Origin of the sequence: Gracilibacillus orientalis, assembly GCF_900114645.1 — a bacterium.
Classification (GTDB): Bacteria; Bacillota; Bacilli; order Bacillales; family Amphibacillaceae; genus Gracilibacillus; species Gracilibacillus orientalis.
Map to the genome: position 1 here is coordinate 367,078 of NZ_FOTR01000002.1, position 16,871 is coordinate 383,948.

The 16,871-nt window shown below is 35.7% G+C and carries 13 protein-coding genes and 1 riboswitch; of the genes, 5 read left to right on the forward strand and 8 right to left on the reverse strand.

What is annotated here, in order from left to right:
• Positions 1 to 237 precede the first annotated feature (237 nt).
• Complete coding sequence (locus tag BM121_RS05255) at positions 238 to 5,037, forward strand: DUF4450 domain-containing protein (protein ID WP_091482107.1); 4,800 nt, start codon at positions 238 to 240, stop codon at positions 5,035 to 5,037.
• Positions 5,038 to 5,173: 136 nt separating this feature from the next.
• On the forward strand, positions 5,174 to 5,596 hold the full coding sequence (gene fosM, locus BM121_RS05260) for a FosM family fosfomycin resistance protein (protein WP_091482109.1): 423 nt from the start codon (positions 5,174 to 5,176) through the stop codon (positions 5,594 to 5,596).
• 55 nt (positions 5,597 to 5,651) lie between these two features.
• Here the strand turns inward: fosM and BM121_RS05265 are convergent, their stop codons facing one another.
• The 5 genes from BM121_RS05265 to BM121_RS05285 all read right to left on the reverse strand — a co-directional run bounded on the left by BM121_RS05265 (position 5,652) and on the right by BM121_RS05285 (position 9,163).
• The gene (locus BM121_RS05265) at positions 5,652 to 6,836 is read right to left on the reverse strand and encodes an MFS transporter (RefSeq protein ID WP_091482112.1); all 1,185 of its coding nucleotides are present in this window, start codon (positions 6,834 to 6,836) and stop codon (positions 5,652 to 5,654) included.
• A 282-nt stretch (positions 6,837 to 7,118) separates the two neighbouring features.
• Positions 7,119 to 7,559, reverse strand: a complete 441-nt coding sequence (locus BM121_RS05270; protein WP_245780739.1) for an NUDIX hydrolase — start codon at positions 7,557 to 7,559, stop codon at positions 7,119 to 7,121.
• A gap of 99 nt (positions 7,560 to 7,658) precedes the next feature.
• On the reverse strand, positions 7,659 to 7,949 hold the full coding sequence (locus tag BM121_RS05275) for a hypothetical protein (protein WP_091482114.1): 291 nt from the start codon (positions 7,947 to 7,949) through the stop codon (positions 7,659 to 7,661).
• Positions 7,950 to 8,203: 254 nt separating this feature from the next.
• Positions 8,204 to 8,803 (reverse strand): short chain dehydrogenase, encoded by a 600-nt coding sequence (locus tag BM121_RS05280; protein WP_091482117.1) that lies wholly within the window; start codon positions 8,801 to 8,803, stop codon positions 8,204 to 8,206.
• A 60-nt stretch (positions 8,804 to 8,863) separates the two neighbouring features.
• Positions 8,864 to 9,163 carry a hypothetical protein gene (locus BM121_RS05285; protein WP_091482119.1) on the reverse strand — a complete coding sequence of 100 codons (300 nt, stop codon included), beginning with the start codon at positions 9,161 to 9,163 and terminating at the stop codon, positions 8,864 to 8,866.
• A 304-nt stretch (positions 9,164 to 9,467) separates the two neighbouring features.
• On the opposite strand from BM121_RS05285, the gene BM121_RS05290 reads away from it, so the two are divergent.
• The gene (locus BM121_RS05290) at positions 9,468 to 10,442 is read left to right on the forward strand and encodes a tetratricopeptide repeat protein (protein ID WP_091482121.1); all 975 of its coding nucleotides are present in this window, start codon (positions 9,468 to 9,470) and stop codon (positions 10,440 to 10,442) included.
• A gap of 80 nt (positions 10,443 to 10,522) precedes the next feature.
• Here the strand turns inward: BM121_RS05290 and BM121_RS05295 are convergent, their stop codons facing one another.
• The 3 genes from BM121_RS05295 to BM121_RS05305 all read right to left on the reverse strand — a co-directional run bounded on the left by BM121_RS05295 (position 10,523) and on the right by BM121_RS05305 (position 13,757).
• Positions 10,523 to 11,794, reverse strand: a complete 1,272-nt coding sequence (locus BM121_RS05295) for an acetylornithine deacetylase (protein WP_091482124.1) — start codon at positions 11,792 to 11,794, stop codon at positions 10,523 to 10,525.
• Positions 11,794 to 12,477, reverse strand: a complete 684-nt coding sequence (gene tenA / locus BM121_RS05300) for a thiaminase II (protein ID WP_091482127.1) — start codon at positions 12,475 to 12,477, stop codon at positions 11,794 to 11,796. Before tenA ends, BM121_RS05295 begins: the two co-directional genes overlap by 1 nt.
• Positions 12,478 to 12,867: 390 nt before the next feature.
• Positions 12,868 to 12,965: riboswitch (TPP riboswitch) on the reverse strand.
• A gap of 291 nt (positions 12,966 to 13,256) precedes the next feature.
• Positions 13,257 to 13,757 (reverse strand): DinB family protein, encoded by a 501-nt coding sequence (locus BM121_RS05305; protein WP_091482129.1) that lies wholly within the window; start codon positions 13,755 to 13,757, stop codon positions 13,257 to 13,259.
• A 387-nt stretch (positions 13,758 to 14,144) separates the two neighbouring features.
• On the opposite strand from BM121_RS05305, the gene BM121_RS05310 reads away from it, so the two are divergent.
• Positions 14,145 to 15,128 carry a glycoside hydrolase family 43 protein gene (locus tag BM121_RS05310; protein ID WP_091482132.1) on the forward strand — a complete coding sequence of 328 codons (984 nt, stop codon included), beginning with the start codon at positions 14,145 to 14,147 and terminating at the stop codon, positions 15,126 to 15,128.
• Positions 15,129 to 15,146: 18 nt separating this feature from the next.
• Complete coding sequence (locus BM121_RS05315; RefSeq protein ID WP_091482135.1) at positions 15,147 to 16,403, forward strand: oligosaccharide MFS transporter; 1,257 nt, start codon at positions 15,147 to 15,149, stop codon at positions 16,401 to 16,403.
• The last annotated feature ends 468 nt before the right edge of the window (positions 16,404 to 16,871 follow it).

A 16,871-nucleotide genomic window follows, 5' to 3' on the forward strand; every position in this document is an offset into this window, starting at 1 on the left:
TGATAGTTTTTATGTTACCGGTATCATAACAGATCATTGGAGGTGAATAGAACGTACTTAAATCTAAATCAGATATTCTTATTGGTAATATCCAGTGGATCATGAGGAAAATCCAGAGTTATAATTTTTCTTTTCTAAGTAGTTTATGGAGGTTAAATTTGAAAGCGATTCCATTTCATTGTAGTGACGTTCTTTTTAAATGTTAAGGACACAATTCATGCGAAAAGGGGTTAAAGAATGACTAAGAAACAGCTAAAAGCACTATTTATTTTATTTTGTCTGACATTCACTTTTTCTATGTTTTTAAGTCTGAATAAATCAGTTACTGCAGAGACTGAGACAAGCTTATCCACTCCATTGAAATTTGATTTCGGTTGTGAATCGAGTCCCGTTACAGAAGGCTACCATCAAATATCGAATCAAACAATATATGATAGCTCCACAGGATATGGACTGGATAAAAATACAGATTGTAGGGACAGAGGAGCTCCCGACGACCTTCGTAGAGATTTCACAAACGGTGGTGGCTATTCCTTTAAGGTTGATATCCAGAATGGTGGCTACTATGTAAAGGTCATATCTGGAGATCACATAGCCGCCAACAAAACAGATGTGACAATTGAAGGGGTACAGCAGGAGAGAATACAGGCAACCACCAATCAATTTGCAGTAGAAATCTATCAGACCGAGGTAGAAGACGACCAGTTGGATATACAATTCGGTGAAGATGGACGCGTCAATGGTGTTGAAGTTATCTCCACCGAAGAAACGACTCCTCCAGTGTGGTCTGAGCAAACAAAACTCACATTATCCAATATTAAGAAAGACAGTGTTGATATGCAGTGGGCTACCCCAAGTGACAATGTAGCTGTCACTCAATATAACATTTATAAAAATGATACTTTGTTGGAAGTTGTAGAAGCAGACTCAACGCAAACAGAACAGGAACTAACCTCCTATCATTTAGAGGGGACAGACATTGATTTAACTGATGCGACGCTACGTGTAGAAGCTGGTGATGCTGCGGATAACTGGACAAACAATGGACCATCCGCCAGTACACAACTTGAAGCAAGTTCAATCAATATTGAGGGGCCTGATCGAATAAACATAGCTGAAAATGATAGTAGTGAAACTTCCTATCAGGCTGATGTTGTCGATCAGTATGGCTATGAACTTCCAGATGAATCAGTATCATGGGAAATCGAAGGTGATGTACCAAAGGGTGTCCATCTAAATCAAGAAGGAGTACTTACGGTTGATCATTCTCCATCTTCACCGAAAACGATTAGCTTAAAGGCTTCCACACAATCAAATCCCGACGTATCCTTGGAGAAAGAAATTATTATATATCGGCCTGAGGAAACTAGAGTTACAGTACTAGGACAAAAAGGTATAGCACAGCCTGAAGATGGTACCCAAACTTTTTCTTATCATTCCAATGTGATGGATCAATTTGGAAGCATCATGCAAAATGCTGAAATGAAATGGGAAATTGCAGGTGACTCTCCTAAAGGTGTCGATATGAGCACGGATGGAAAACTAACCATTTCTAGTACTGCTTCGGAGCAAATGGTTACTGTAAAAGCAACGTCCATTGAAAATGAGAAAGTATCAAAACAAGAAAACATTCACATCAGCAAAAAACAGTATAAATATTTGCCAATAGATGGCGGATTTTCCATAAATAATGGTGGAGAATCTTATAATCGGCCACTTTATGGTCCTCATAATTCTCCAAGAATTATTGCATTGGTCGGGGATAAACCTGATGGTCTGCTATTCCATAACAGAGGAAATAGTGCTCAACAAAAGTTAGGTCATATTTTCCTAGGTTTAAAAAACGGAAAATGGTTTGCTGACTTTGAATCGATCACTTCGCGTTATGTTTCAGGTCATCAGGAATACGAGCTTCGTGATCCGTCATTCGAAGGAACGATCCTATTAACCTACGTTCGCCCTGAAAATTTTGAAGGCTTACTAGTAAAAGTCACATTGCCTGATGATTACACAAACGACTTAGTTATTGCCTCTGGCGGACGTGACCAAGGAAGTTATGGATCTCAGGATTACGACTCCATGAAATTCACGCCATCAGATGCTTCGGGAACAGATGTAAAAATAGAAAAGAACCATTTTTCTATTGAGGGTGGAGGTCCAACTCTTTATGGAACAGCCAATATACCTCTTCATTTAAAAAGGGTGGATGCTTCTGCTTATAGTGAAGGACCAGATGCTCTTCTTGAAACAAAAGCTGATTCTCAGCCCATGGCAATTGGAACAACGGAAGGAAACTATGATAATGAAGTATTTTTCAATATCACTACAGATGATCTAGAATCTTCTGAGATAAAGAACTACTTAGCTGAGCCAGAAAAGGTTTTAGAGGATAGCATGGACCACTACCAGGAACTATCCCAGTCGGTTACAATCGATACTCCTAATCCTTATTTGAATGCAGCCCTTCCAGCCGCAACGTTGGCATTAGATGCCTCATGGAGTAGCCCTACCTTTATGCATGGGCCTATCAACTGGTTTGTTGCATTGCCAGGTTGGAGATCAACTTATGGGGCAACAACAGCGGGATGGGAAGACCGTGCCTTTGAAAATGCTGCTGCCTATTTTGATAAACAGGCATCCAATGGTAGAATTCCATCCAAGCTTAGTGGAGATTCTCATTACAACATGGGTGAAGTATTAGTTGATATGATGATGTACAACTGGGAATGGACAGGTGATTTAGATATGATGGCCAATGGCGGCTATGATTTTATTGCTAATCATCTAAATTGGATGGATGAGTATATGGAAACGGATGACGAAGGGTTATACGAAAGCCATCTAAATGCATGGAATACTGATAATAAATGGAACAATGGCGGTGGAGCAACGATTGCAAGTGTATATGCTTGGCGCGCCAATAAGGAAATGGTCGACATCGCAAAACGATTAGAGAAAGACCCAACTATCTTCGAGCAACGCGCAACAAAGATTGAACAAGCTATGGAAGACAAGTTGTGGGTAGAGGATATCGGAGTTTTTGGCGAATATAAAGATGTGGTTGGTTTGCAACGGGTACATGAATCTCCTGACCTCTCCAGTATCTATACACCAATTGATTTAGGATTCACTGATCCATTCCAAAGCTACCAAATGCTACAATTTACAGAACATGCTATAAAAAATGAGACAGGTACAACACCTAGGGATGGCCGATTGCCATGGACTTCTAATTGGTTACCTAACGTATATTCAAGTAGAGGCCTATACACTGCTGAATCTACTAATCTAATGCTTAATTACTATCGTCTTGGACTCGTGGAACAAGCAAAGGACTTGCAAGCCGGCATTGATGCTAACCTGTTTAAAGGTCCTGGACCTGGTGTTCTCTCGTATGTTCAAAATCAAGATGGTTCACAATCCGGTCACGTAGACTTTACCGATGTAACTTCCATGTATGTAAGGACAACTGTGGAAGGATTATTCGGAATTAAAATGGATGTACCAAATAAAAAAGCAACTATTCAGCCTGCATTCCCTCGTGATTGGGAACATGCTTCAATCGAAACAGATTACTTGGGATATGACTACAACTTTGCGGACGACAAGGAAACAATTATAATTAATAGTGAAAAGGCGTTGGAATATAACGTGAATCTCATAGCCCCCAGTACGAAGATAAAGTCTGTCAAGGTAGATGGGAAAGATGTCGATTACTCGCTGAATCCAGGCATAGGTCACACTTGGCTAGAGATTGAAACATCTGAAAGTAATAATGCAAAGATCGAGGTTATTTATAACCATGGGAAATCAAATTCTATGCCAGAGGTGAATGCTAGCTCTGTTGGGGCTATTGACGAGGAATATTCTTTCTCTATAAAAAATGGGAATATTATTCGTTTGCATGACCCTCAGGGAATCCTTGATATGGATCAAGCAACTGTAAAGAAATCAAAAGCGTCTGTTATTTTAAATAACAAGCCTGGTACCCACACCTTTTTCGTTTTAGTTGAGTCCGGTAATAGCGAAATGTGGTTACCTGTTGATATCACGCTCAAGCATTCCTTAGAAATTGTAGATGAAGATTTAGTTGTCAAAGACGGAGAAGCATTTGCTAAGTTTGCGATAGATAATAGTAGTCAGCAAAATATTAATCTAAAGGGAACGGTAAACATCGCGGGAACAACTTTTGATTTGCATACTACGATAAAGGCTAATGATAAATCTGATCTTATTACCTTTGAAATCAAAGACCCATCAAAGCTGACGCCTGGGAAAAATCTCTTAACTTTTGAAGGTGAGGATAATTCTGAGACAGAACTATCTACAAATCTGGAAAATTGGGAATTGAATGAACAGCTTTCTAGTGCGTATGAGAATTCTTTCAACACCCACACTATAGATTTAAGTGATCTTGTAAATCAAGATTTAGAATATCTACATCAGAATAAATATTCTCCTCAGCCTGATTTGTTTTATTGGGATAATATCCCGAGTACTGTTACGGAATATGGACTGAATTGGTGGCAATACCGGGATGGACAAGATAAGATTCAACCGAATTTGACCCAATTAGATTATGAAAGTAAGAATTTTGCATCGGATATAGGGATCCCATTCTCCATTACCAAGGAGGATGAAAATGCAGTATTTACATCCCTTTACGATAATTTCCCTGACAGTATTGAAATCCCCGTTAATGTTAAGGGAAATAAGCTTTACTTCTTTGTGGTAGCAGCAACGAATCACATGCAAAGCCGCATAGAGAATGCAAAAGTTACAGTAAATCTTAGTGATGGTGAACAGAAAATACTGCCTCTTGTTAATCCAGAAAATTTAGATGACTGGTTAAAGGAGAATACATCTAGTTCCTATGCACAAAGTGGATTCATCCAAGATCTAGGTGACGGTGCCCATGGAAATATATTAAGTATAGACCTTGGAGAATCAGAGCAAATAGAAAGTGTGGAGCTTGAGACACTTAGTAACGAAGTGTTAACTGGACTTCTTGGCTTGACTGTTCTTGAACAGAAATAGTATAGAGAAGATGATTTCTGTATCCACAGGAGTCATCTTCTTTCATTTTTAGATGCATAAGAAGTCCAAACAGTAACAAACGATAGTAATGCTTTTAATTTATAAAAAAGTTATAATATAACTCGGGGTGATAAAAATGTCTATAAAAGGACTAAATCATTTTTTGTTTTCAGTTTCTCACTTGGAAAAATCTATTGATTTCTATCAAAAAGTATTTGATGCTAAGTTGTTAGTTAAAGGCAGGAACACAGCATACTTCGATTTGAATGGTATGTGGATTGCTCTTAATGCAGAAAAAGATATACCACGTAATGAAATACATAAATCATACACACATATCGCCTTTTCAATAGAAGAAGCTGATTTTGATGAGATGTACAACAGACTCAAGGAATTGAATGTAAACATATTGCCGGGTCGTCCAAGGGACAAAAGAGATAAGAAATCTATTTATTTCACCGACCCTGATGGTCATAAATTTGAGCTTCATACAGGTACTTTAGAGGATAGATTGGATTACTATAAACAAGAAAAAACGCATATGGAATTTTTTGATTAAATTTTAAAAAAAGATCATACATGCTAGCATGTATGATCTACAATAGTATTGATATTTATACTTTTTTAGGAAAAACTGGAAGTAACGTACCGATTAAAGCTATACCTGCACATACAAAAAACATCATTGAAAAACCAGTTATCGCCATACCACTCACAGTTAGAAAAATAATAATATCAAATCCTGAATCTAATATCGATAATAGGGAGATAGTAGTCGCCCTAACATTAGAAGGAATGATTTCATTAGAAAGTTGCGAGTAAACAGGGTATCTAATAGCACTTACAAGTTTGAGGATTAATAGGATGCCTAAAAGTATCCCCAAATAGGAAGTAAAAGTTGCAATTCCTATCAGTCCTAGCACAGCCAGTAAGCCAGTAATAAACAGAAGGTGTACACGGCTTATTCTTTCTGTCATCCAACCAATTGTACGAGATGCAGTAAACCCTATTAAAGCAGCGCTTGCATAAACAATACCTATCGAATAAACAGGAAGACCTGCATCTACCAAAAGCTTCTGATCAAACTTTTCAAAAATTGCAGTCGCAGGTATGAATACAAGAGTTATATTCATAAACATCCATAAAACTTGAGGGTGTTTCTTTATTGTAAAGAATCCTTCTTTAAGTTGTGTTCTAATATCATTTTGATATGTGCCTTGATTGGGTGGATTTTTAATAAACAATAATAAAGTAAATTGCAAGGACATAAAAAATAAACTCAAAACAATTAATAGCTTAAATTGTCCATCAGATAAGTCTTTTGCCAGAATCGCACCTATTATTACTACAATGATGGTAACTAGGAATTTAGCTGAATCAATTTGTCCCATTGCCCTATCCATTTTGTTCTCTTCATTAGATAAAATTAATGATTCATATATTAGAGCTTCATCTGAACCACTAAAAAAAGTAGCAGCAAATCCAGTTAATAAGCTACTCAAAAAGAACACCCAAGGTTCATAAGCCCATAATAATAATGCATGACTACCAATTCCTAATAATGAGCCGATTAAGAAAGACATCTTAGCTCCAAATCGGTCTGCAAATATTCCTGTAGGCACTTCACCTATGAGTACTCCTAAACTAAAGAAAACCATAACCAATAGGATGAGCCTTTCATCTAATCCACGAGAAAAATAAAACAGAGTCAAAACTGGAGTAATAAATAGGATACTACCAAATATTTTAGACCAAAATAAAAACTTAATATTATGTTCCGCTAAAGTATTTTTCTTCATTGTACCTCCTGCTAATAAAATCAATTACGGATTGTTAAGCAGGAGTAAAGCATGCTAGATTATTAGATTTTAACTTGCTCTCACCCCTGCTATCATTGTGGAGTTAACAGTTAAAGTTTTTGACATATGAAATTCCTCCCTCATTATTCTATTATTCATTATATAATAATTCTTTCCATTCCATAACCTATAACAATTCATTTGCCAATTTTATAATGATAAAAGTAAGACCATCAGTGGAGGGTTTACCGAGGGTTAACATCGTGATAAATTTTTCTATAATTATTCTTGTATGAGCGTCATTAAACTTTCAGGTACAATCCTTAATTGACCATTTTCAAATTCGCTTAGAGGTTTCCAGAATAGCTTGAATGATGTTCCATCATCTTCTTTTCCTTCAAAGGAATTAATCTTGTAAAGTGAATCGTCAACAAATGATGCATCATAAACCATAACAACTTCATGTCCAATATCACCGTTATATGTAAAAATATTTTCAATGGTTCCTAAATATTTAAGATTAGTAATTTCTTTCTCTATCTCTTCTTGAACTTCTCTAATTAGTGCATCAGAGCTTAATTCTCCATATTCAATACCACCACCAATTGGACGATAAAAGTATTGTTTCTTTATAGAATCATAGCCTTCTGCAACAAGAATTGAGTCATTATTGCTAAATAAACAAATAACTATTGGTCTTATTAGCCCTTTTTTCATTTTCATTGGAACCTCCTATACTCAAAATATAAAAATGATCCCAGGCAATGTCCCTGTTTTGCCATAAGCTTACTGCAAATATTTTGCAGCTGTTATCTTAATAAGTCATATGGGTTCATCTGTTCTTTTTTTCTTAAATATGCCTACTAAGAGCATAGTTAATCCAATGATAAAGCCTATCGGAAACAATATTATAATTGTTCCAGGTATTACCCATCCGTTCTCAGAGACAAAAGCAAATGTTAAACCAATAGCAAAAGATAAGAATGGTGAGATTGCCACCATAAGAGTAATACCCCATACAATGTATTTTCTTTTTTTAGACTTATTTTCGCTTAGAATATAAGCTACAAGTGCTCCAAAAATAGCTATTCCATATCCTACAACAAATGCCATCTTACCACTCCTTTTCACTATTTTAACATAATATTCCATTATTTCGTTTTAATTTTAAGACATAAAAAAAGACGATCATTTGAGGATCGCCATGTTTGAAAAATATCTTTAAGTCTAATATTAAGAAGTATACGTTTCTACATTAGTCGGACATCTGATTCGTTATTTACTTAAACTCCTAAGAAATCCACTTCAACTTTGCCAAATAACGGAATAAATGTCCGTGTTAAAGCTATGTAATAGTGAAATGCATATTAATAAACTTTATACACTTGCCCTGTCTGAGCACCTTCAACACTTTTCACAAATGCATTCGCAACTTTATCAGCTGGTACTGGATTAAACCCTTTAAAAAATGCACCAAATTTATCTATGGATTCTTCTAGGACATTGGGACTTACAGTGTTAATTCGTATATTACGTTTCAATTCAATCGCTGCAGATTTGACAAAACCAGCTACCGCTCCATTAGCCATAGCTGCTGAACTACCTTTTAAAATAGGATCATCCATCATAATTCCTGTAGTTAAGGTAAAACTTCCGCCCTCATTGATATAATGTTGTCCAACTAATACTAGATTCACTTGGCCCTTTAGTTTACTATTAATAGCTATCTCATTTATTTCCGGTGTTAGCTCACTTAAATCACTAAAACGAGATGCTCCTGTTGCGCTTATAACAGCATCAATGTTTGGAATATCTTTATACATTTTTTCAATACTCTCTACAGACGTAAGGTCTACTTTATAATCTCCATTTGATTTACTAGCAATGATAACTTCATGATCCAGTTTCAACTTTTCAGCCACAGATTTTCCTATTGTCCCAGTACCACCAATTAAAAGAATTTTCATACAATCACTCCTTTTATAAAAATATGAACATTTTTCCTTTTTTTAAAAACCCAACCGTTTCTATACATTATCAAGATAAAAAACAGCAATTATTGTTAAAATCATAATAACAACTCCTATCCACTCTTTGACACTGGTTTTGATATCCATTTTTTTGTTATACCAATTCATTTTTATTAATTCTAAAATTAGTAAAAACACCAATACAGGCATAAATAAAATTCTATACACTTGAAAAGAGTCCGAAAGATTGATAGTTAAAAGTAAGGCTGTCAGCCAAAATATAAGCATACACACATTCTTTGCTACTTTATATTTTTTTTCGTTAAAAAGATATTCAATAACATTTTCCTTTATCAACATCCTTCCCCCTTATGACTTAAGTATAAAAGAGCGATTACTTGTTGTTTTTAGCCATTTTCAATATAGGAAATTAATTGCAAACAGCATATATATCGCGAAAATAGGCATAAAAACCTCATCATCCATACTAACATATAATTCCATTTTTTACAGAAGGGAAAATTACTCCACTGAATGATTCTTTTTATTCTTGACCCCAATTGGTTAATAATCACTACTTTAAACCTAGTTACTTGAAGTAGCATATCACTTACAATAGTTAAAGATGCTTCATAATTAATAACAACGAGGAAGTGAAATAATGAGTAAAAAATTTTGGTCTTTATTTATGTTTTCATTTATTATGCTTTCAGGCTGTAGCCTTTTAAGTGACACAGATCCTGAATTTTCGAGAGAAAAGTATGATGACTGGTATGAACAAGAACAATATGAATTAGCTTTAGAAGAAGTAAATCAACGATTGGAAAAATACCCCGAAGATCCATTACTGCATAATGAGAAAGGTTATGTTCTAAATTTAATGGGGCAACATGAAGAAGCATTACAACCGCTAGATCAAGCAATTGAACTAGATGACCAAATGGATAGTGCATTCAATAACAAGGCTCTGTCATTAAATGAACTAGGCGACTATGAACAAGCCATTGTTGCTGCACAAAAAGCGATTGATATTAGTGATAAGGAGCCTGAACAATTTATCAATATGGGAAATGCTCATTCCTTGCTGGAAAGGGATGAAAAAGCTCTAGAATATTATAATAAAGCTTTAGAGATTGATGATAGCGCTCCTAATGCTCTATACGGAAAAGGAATTTCACTTTACTTCTTAGCCGAATATGAGAAAGGAATTCCTTATTTAGAACGGTACATAAAGGCATATCCCGAAGATATCGACGGATTATGGTATCTTGTCTACTCTCATGATTTATTAGAGGAATATAGTGATACGATTCCTTATTTAGACAAGATTATTGAGCTTGAATCAGAACAACCATTAGATGCTTTAGATTATAAAGGCCTGATGCTTACATATGCGGGGAATTTTAAAGAAGCTGAAGAAGTCTACAACAATATTATCGAGCAATATCCAAATGAAGCACTTGGATATTACGGAAAAAGTATAGCACTTGTGCAACAAGGAGAAGTTGATCAAGGGTTGGAGGAATTGGATAAATCCATAGAATTAAATGATACATTTAAAGATACAGCATACAATGATCCACTATTTTCTCCTATTTATGAAGATGAAACATTTATTGAGTTAACGGAATATTAATTGAAATGACTGTCCGTAGTTAGTCACTTCATCACCGAAAAGTACCAACCAACAAAAGGATTGGTACTTTTTTATGCTTTTTACTGTTTCCTTGCATTACACCACGTTGGAATAAACGTTAGCATAGTCTTCGTAAATGTAATTAATTCACTCCATTCTATTTTTTCATCAACAGAATGTGCTTCATTTAATTTTCCAGGGCCATAAATCGCTGTTGGAATACCAGCATCATCAAACCAGCCCGCATCTGTCACAGTTTTCGACATCCCAATTGAAGTGGTTTCCTGTTCGACTGTGTTATGTGATTGCTGCAGGAGCTTAATTGCTGAATGCTCTGGATCTATCTCCGCAGATGGAAAGATTTCACCGCGATCCTCTATCATTGATTTGCCACCCCATTCAAAAAGAAGCGGATTTTCCTGAAACCATGGATCATCTTTAACAGATTGTTTTAAGTAGTCCTCTACTTCTTTGGCAACTTCCCGATAATCTTCTCCCGGATAAAAATGAACCGTTATCCATAGACGACATTCATCAGCTACAAATGCCGGGTGACGTCCACCTTCAATGACCGCCGGATTAATCGTAGTTGTACCTTTTTTAAACCCTGGATACTGTTTGGTTTCCGCCCATTCCTGTTCCAACGCACGCAAGCTGTCGATAATTTGGGGCATTTTTTCGATCGCACTAGCTCCATTACCTGTTTCATTTAATTCTGCGCGCATCCCATCATGGAACACTTCTTTGCTTTTTACTGTTACCCATCCAGTAATTACACCACCTTGACCATGGATTTCCCGATTACTTCCATCAACAACCATCGCAAAATCTGCATCATATCCTTTTTCAATACAAGAAAGTGTACCCGCTTCACCAACTTCCTCGCCGATCACCGTTTGCAGCTGCAAATCACCTTTTAAGTCTATCCCTTCTTCATGTAACAGCTTTACTGCGAATAAAGAACAAGCAACAGCTCCTTTCATATCAGAGACGCCACGACCATACAGATATCCTGCTTTTTCAGTGAGAGAAAAAGGGGATACGGTCCAACTGGAATCATCCCCTACTTCTGCTACATCAATATGTCCGTTAATGATCAGACTATTGTAAGTGTCAGATTGCGTCCCTTTTTTGATACCGACAAGGTTAGGATCATTCGGAAATACATCCCAACGTTCAGTTTGAAAGTCTAACGCTTCTAAATACTCAGCAATATACGCCTGAATTTCAGAGGTGTTTCTAGCAGGTGGACTTACGGTCGGAAAACTAATAAGATCTGCTAGAATTTGCTTTAATTCGTCTTTTCGTTCCTCTACTAAATTTGCTAAATTAGTTATTTGAGGGTCACTCATCATATATTCACCGGCCAATCTTCTTTATTTTCAACCATATCCCAAAACATATATTCAAGCTGACTAGTCCTCACTACAATTTCCTCAAGTTTAGCTAACTCTTGTTCTGGCTTTCCTTCCGCGATCTGATTCATCAACTGTTTTGTCTCCTGAGCTAATTCTGTAAACTCATCGGAACTATACATTTCCACCCAGCTACTGTAAAAATTATCATCATCTAAGGCACCCGGTACTTTCGCTAGTGACTTGCCGATAAAATTATAGCTCCATTCACACGCAAGCACTGATGCCACAACATTCTCCACACCTCCACGCTGAGACAAGTTCAACATATAACTTGTATATGCCGTTGTAATCGCAGACGGTTCTGTTGATTCTAGTTCTTCTTTAGAAATACCGAAATCTGCTGCAAACTTACGGTGCAAGTCCATTTCCACATCTAATACACCATGTAACAGCTTGGCAAAAGTCGTCATTTTCTCCAAATCGTCCGCTTTTGCACTTCCAATCGCAAAAAGTCTTGCATAATCAATCAGGTAGACATAGTCTTGCTTTAACCAATGTTTAAACTTCTCCTGATCTAATGTCCCATCACCTAATCCCTTAACAAACGGATGTTCAAGATACGAATTCCAAATCGGTTCCACTTTTCTCCATAGACGATCTGTAAACAATGCGCTCATTTTGCACGCTCCTTTTTATTAATTTGGGTATCATAGTTCGTATTTCTCCTGTAGTAGTGAATAAATCCTAAAAGTTGATAGTAAACTCACGTAAGTTGCCAGTAAATCCTAAAAGTTGATAGTAAAATCACATAAGTTGCCAGTAAATCTTAAAAGTTGATAGTAAAATCACATAAGTTGCCAGTAAATCTTAGAAGTTGATAGTAAAATCACGTAAGTTGCCAGTAAATCTAGAAGTTGATAGTAAAATCACGTAAGTTGCCAGTAAATCTTAAAAGTTGATAGTAAAATCACGTAAGTTGCCAGTAAACTCGTAACAATGCCATAACAAAAACCCATCACCAATGTAAGGAGATGGGTTTAGTAATATACAGAATAAGAAAATCTATATGACTACCAATTCCACTTCCCTACGCTAGTTTTAACTAGATCAGGTTCAAAGGGTCGAATTCCTCTCTCAGCATCTACATGCTCCCCTAGTCGAATGATTGAGTTATTTAGTTTCAGTTTTAGTATACTAGCAAATATTTGGAAAATCAAATACAGCAAAGCATAGTTAATATACAGAGATCTACTCTGCTTGAATCAAAAAAATTACTTCTCCGTTAGGTAATACCTTGCCATAGAATAAAATATTGTTCCAAAAAGAAATAACATAACTATGATCCAGCTTGCAATGCCTGCATAATCTCCGTTAAAAATAAATTCACTTGTTAAATTAACAAACACTATTATCACCATTACAATATAGAGATTTCTTAAATATTTCATTTTGAAACTCATCCTTTCTCTGATGATTTCCCTAAAAACGCTTCTATCTGCTCTTTATGATGGTTATCATGCCAAACGAAAGCACTTATATAATTAAAAAGTGAATGAGGATAGCCTGAGTATTGGTCTATCTTTTCGCCATTTAAGGAAAACGTAGCGAAAAACTCTTCCTCTGATTTTTCTTTTAGTGCTAGAATTAATTGACTCCTTGCCTCGGTCTGCTCTCTTATTAATTGTTCTTTTGTAACACCGGATAGAGCATATTCGGAAGCAGGTTGATTGATGACTTCAAATCTAACACTTTCAATATTTGCTCCAGAAGTCATTTTGGGTATTACATCTTGTAACATGTAACGGTCCCAATAGATAATATGGCTAATAATTTCTGCTGAGGACCATTTTCCTTTTTTAATAGGTTCAAAAAGTAGGTTATCCTCTACTTTCATTAAAGACTGAACCCACTTACTAAACTGCGCAAAATTCTGTATGACTTGTTCTGTTTTCTCCATGTACATTCTCCTTTTTTATCACATTCATATTCACAGCCAAGATGTCCTTCCTATAATACATCGTTATATCTTCTATTATAGCAATTACAGGGGATATTTGGTAATTTATCTTATCGTCCCCAAAAACTATTATTTTTGTTCGTACATATTTTTAAAGCGTTTCCAATAAAACCATACCAATATAATATATTTATCAAGAAACCAAAGAAGTAAGGAACACTTTAAAAACTATCTATTGCAGTGTTTTAATCTAGTACACAACTAACAGATCCCTTGTAATTAACAACATTAATTAAACAACTTTTCAGATTATTCATTTGACACTTATACGTATAAGTAGTATTATTCCTTAATGTGAGTTAGAAAACATTAATGAGAGGTGTACATATGCAAAAAGAAATTATGAATCCAATCGTATTACAACGCGCTGATCCTTTTGTGTATAAACATTCGGACGGTTATTACTATTTTACAGGGTCTCACCCTATATATGATCGCATCGTACTTAGGAGAGCAAAAACATTAAATGACTTGAATGATGCAGAAGAAGTTGCTATTTGGTGGAAACATGAAAGCGGTCCATTAAGTGAACTGATTTGGGCACCTGAAATTCATCGCGCCAATGGTAAATGGTATATTTATTTCGCTGCAGCACCTGATACAAATATTGATGATGATACATTCAATCACAGAATGTACGTTCTTGAAAATGCATCAGAAAATCCAATGGAAGGAAATTGGATTGAAAAAGGTGAAGTCAAAACAGGAATGTCAACGTTCGCATTAGATGCCACAATCTTCTTCCATAATGATGAGCAGTATTACGTATGGGCACAACAAGATTTAAATATTAAAGGGCATTCAAATCTATATATTGCAAAGATGGAGAACCCTTGGACATTAAAAACAAAACCAGTGATGCTAACCAAACCTGAACTTTCATGGGAAATTAAAGGATTTTGGGTAAATGAAGGTCCTGCAGTTTTAATAAAGAATGAAAAGGTGTTCATAACCTATTCTGGAAGTGCTACTGGCGTAGACTATTGTATGGGAATATTGACTGCAAATGAAAATGACGATCTTTTGAATCCGAATTCATGGACAAAAAGCCAAGAACCTGTTTTCCAAAGTTGTTCCGAAAACAAGCAATATGGGCCGGGTCATAACTGTTTTACAGAATCTGAAGACGGAAAAGATACGATTTTAGTTTATCACGCACGCAACTATACTCATTTGGTTGGAGATCCGCTCTATGAACCAAATCGTCAAGCTAGAGCACAAAAAATCGAGTGGAATGAAAAAGGAAATCCTGTTTTCGGTAAACCAGTTCCAGATGAAAGATGGACACCGCAAACACCAGAAGTTTTATAATAAAAGGAGTAGACAACAATGAATAATGTAAAACAGCTAAAATTTTGGAATTTTGGGGGAATGTATTATTTCTATTTCATGATATGGGCGCTCATATTCGCCTTTTTACCTTTTTGGTTAAATAAAACAGCTCAACTTGATACGAGTGTTTCCGGTTTAGTATTCTCCGCTATGGCGATAACTGCTCTAGTTTTGGAACCGATTTATGGAGTCATTCAGGATAAACTAGGACTGAAGAAATATTTATTTGGTTTTGTTGTTTTATGTCTTTTATTTATTGGACCATTTGTTCAGTTTGCTTTTATCCCCTTACTGCAAATTAATGCAATCTTTGGTGCAATTGTTGGTGGGGCATATCTTAGTTTGTGTTTAAATGGCGGTGTCGGTGTCGTAGAGGCATATATTGAGCGTTCCACACGTGAAAACAATTATGAATATGGGCATGTGCGTTTGTTCGGTTCACTTGCAGGTGGTACCGCAGCTTTTATCGGCGGTATTATGTTTGTTAAAAACCCTTATAGTATTTTTTGGGCTTGTACGATATCTGCGATTATACTTGGTGTTCTTTTATGGACTCTTCGCGTAAAGAAAGAGGATAAGACTACAGATCAAGCATCAGAAACAACAGAAGAAGAAGAAACACCTGTAACGAAAGAAAATATTATCAACGTATTTAAAAATCGAAGCTTTTGGGGATTTTGTATTATGATGATCGGTATTGCAACCATGTTTGATGTTTTCGATCAACAGTTCCCAAATTATTTTGCAAGCTTTTTCAATGATTCATCTAGAGGTGAGCTCGTTTTCAGCCGAATAGCTTCTGTACAAGTATTCCTTGAAGCTGGATTTATGATTTTAGCGCCATGGTTTATCAATAAAATTGGTGCTAAAAATGGTCTAATTCTAGCTGGGATAGTATTGTTTATCCGTGTAATAGGATCAGCATTCTTCACGGAAATTTGGATGTTAGCAACCTGGAGACTACTAGCGGCTATTGAGATGCCATTAATGCTCGTTTCTATTATGAAATATATTACTAGTGTATTTGATGTACGTTTATCAGCTACCGTATATATGCTTGGATTTAATTTTGCAAAACAGATCGGTATCTCTATCTTCTCAGTTGTAATGGGTTACTTATACAATCTTGTTGGTTTTCAACAAGGCTATGTCGTATTATCGTTCATTATTTTAGCTTTTGTTATTATTGGAGCAATGATCATGAGAAGTGAGAAACATACTACAGACAATACAAAAAATCTAACTGCTGCCTAGCAATCAGATTTGACGAACATTATCTAAAACAAAAGTGCCAGACCACCTATTTTTTTAGGTTTGTCTGGCATATCTACTTTAAACTACTTTTGGTGAAGTTCATAAATTTTATCAGTATTTGTTCACCTTTCTTAAACCCCCTAAAGTATTTAATAGCAAATGCGCTGCAATTAAAGTTAAAAGAAATGCAATCATAGGTTCTTGCGTTCCCAATACAAAAGTCAAAGAAAAGAACAACAGTGTAGACAAACTAAAAAGAACGATAATATATACTAAAATACTAACAAAAGCAATCATACTTTCCCCCACTCCTTACCTTTATGACAACTTCTGTTTATTTTAACATAATACCCCATAAAAATTGTGATACTCTTATTTAATGATAGTTGCCAGTAGTTCATTAAAAACTCATCTGAGGTTAACTCAACTAGAAACTATCTATCTAAAATTGATTGCTTTTCAGTAGAT

Excerpts from the sequence above, each read along its gene's own strand:
- BM121_RS05255 (WP_091482107.1), top strand. The coding sequence starts at position 238 with ATGACTAAGAAACAGCTAAAAGCACTATTTATTTTATTTTGTCTGACA.
- fosM (WP_091482109.1), top strand. The coding sequence starts at position 5,174 with ATGTCTATAAAAGGACTAAATCATTTTTTGTTTTCAGTTTCTCACTTG.
- BM121_RS05265 (WP_091482112.1), bottom strand. The coding sequence starts at position 6,836 with ATGAAGAAAAATACTTTAGCGGAACATAATATTAAGTTTTTATTTTGG.
- BM121_RS05270 (WP_245780739.1), bottom strand. The coding sequence starts at position 7,559 with ATGAAAATGAAAAAAGGGCTAATAAGACCAATAGTTATTTGTTTATTT.
- BM121_RS05275 (WP_091482114.1), bottom strand. The coding sequence starts at position 7,949 with ATGGCATTTGTTGTAGGATATGGAATAGCTATTTTTGGAGCACTTGTA.
- BM121_RS05280 (WP_091482117.1), bottom strand. The coding sequence starts at position 8,803 with ATGAAAATTCTTTTAATTGGTGGTACTGGGACAATAGGAAAATCTGTG.
- BM121_RS05290 (WP_091482121.1), top strand. The coding sequence starts at position 9,468 with ATGAGTAAAAAATTTTGGTCTTTATTTATGTTTTCATTTATTATGCTT.
- BM121_RS05295 (WP_091482124.1), bottom strand. The coding sequence starts at position 11,794 with ATGAGTGACCCTCAAATAACTAATTTAGCAAATTTAGTAGAGGAACGA.
- tenA (WP_091482127.1), bottom strand. The coding sequence starts at position 12,477 with ATGAGCGCATTGTTTACAGATCGTCTATGGAGAAAAGTGGAACCGATT.
- BM121_RS05305 (WP_091482129.1), bottom strand. The coding sequence starts at position 13,757 with ATGGAGAAAACAGAACAAGTCATACAGAATTTTGCGCAGTTTAGTAAG.
- BM121_RS05310 (WP_091482132.1), top strand. The coding sequence starts at position 14,145 with ATGCAAAAAGAAATTATGAATCCAATCGTATTACAACGCGCTGATCCT.
- BM121_RS05315 (WP_091482135.1), top strand. The coding sequence starts at position 15,147 with ATGAATAATGTAAAACAGCTAAAATTTTGGAATTTTGGGGGAATGTAT.